General features: G+C 70.1%; 2 protein-coding genes. One reads left to right on the plus strand and one right to left on the minus strand.

Features of this window, described 5'->3' with window-relative positions; genetic code table 11:
• The coding region (locus EBH09_RS33110) for a DUF6643 family protein (RefSeq protein ID WP_238697513.1) at positions 1-318 on the minus strand (318 nt) is incomplete at its 3' end.
• Between the two features lie 295 nt (positions 319-613).
• Here EBH09_RS33110 and EBH09_RS39515 point away from each other — a divergent pair.
• The coding region (locus tag EBH09_RS39515; RefSeq protein WP_238697514.1) for a TerD family protein at positions 614-1,051 on the plus strand (438 nt) is incomplete at its 3' end.

Below are 1,051 nucleotides of genomic sequence, written 5' to 3' on the forward strand. Positions count from 1 at the left end.
CGGCTGCTGGGGGCCGGGATAGCCGCGCGGTGCGGTCGCCTGGTGCGGGATGTACGCGGCGGGGGCCTGCTGCAGCGGGGCGGGCTGTGGCACCTGCTGCGGGTAGCCGTAGGAGGACTGGGACGGGCCCGCCGGGAGGGCGGGCAGAGCCGACGGGAGCGCGGGCAGGTGGCTGCCCGGCGCGTCGTACGCGGCGGGGACCCGGATCGGGGCGATCTGCGGGGTGCCCCGCTCGGCCACGAGCGAGTCGTAGATCGGAGTGTCCGGGAAGGAGGCGGAGTAGTAGCCGCCGCCATAAGTGGAGCGGGGGGAGGTCATGGCACATAAGTTAAGCCCACGATGTGCTGGTTGGGGAGACCGATAAGAGGGTTGTTTTCCGTGTCCGCAGTGACCTGGGATCCCTAATGCGAGCGAACTTGGCAAAATAGGGCATCGCGAGACGTGATTGCGCGGTAAAGGCCGAGTTCCGGGCGGGTTACCGGCGGTTGGCCGGACCTCTTGCCGCGCTCCTCGTCGGGAGCGGGCGGCGGGGGAATAGGTTGGGCGCGGAGAAGTTGGCGAACCGCCGGGACGCAGCCCGGTTCGGTGACACGTGATGGGGGCGGACATGTCAATGTCGAAAGGATCGAACACCCCGGTGCCGACGACGGCGCTGCGGGTGGAACTGGGCTGGCGATCGGGCCCCGGCGTGCCCGACGCGGACGCCTCGGCCCTGCTCCTGGTGGGCGGGAAGGTGCGTTCCGACGCGGACTTCGTCTTCTACAACCAGTCCGCACACTCCTCCGGCGCGGTCCGCCACGAGGGCAAGCGGGAGGTCGGCGGCCGGGTGACCGACAGTCTGCTCGTCGACCTCGCGCGCGTGGAGCCCGTGATCGAGACCGTGATCCTCGCGGCCTCCTCGGACGGTGGATCGTTCGGGAAGGTCCCCGACCTGTACATCGAGGTCCGCGACGCCGTACAGAACACGGTGGCGGCGCGTTTCGACAATCCGGGCGCGACCGTGGAGACGGCCTTCGTGCTCGGCGAGTTCTACCGCCGCCAGGGCGCCTGG

It is taken from the genome of Streptomyces sp. E2N166, assembly GCF_003671715.1.
Classification (GTDB): Bacteria; Actinomycetota; Actinomycetes; order Streptomycetales; family Streptomycetaceae; genus Streptomyces; species Streptomyces thinghirensis.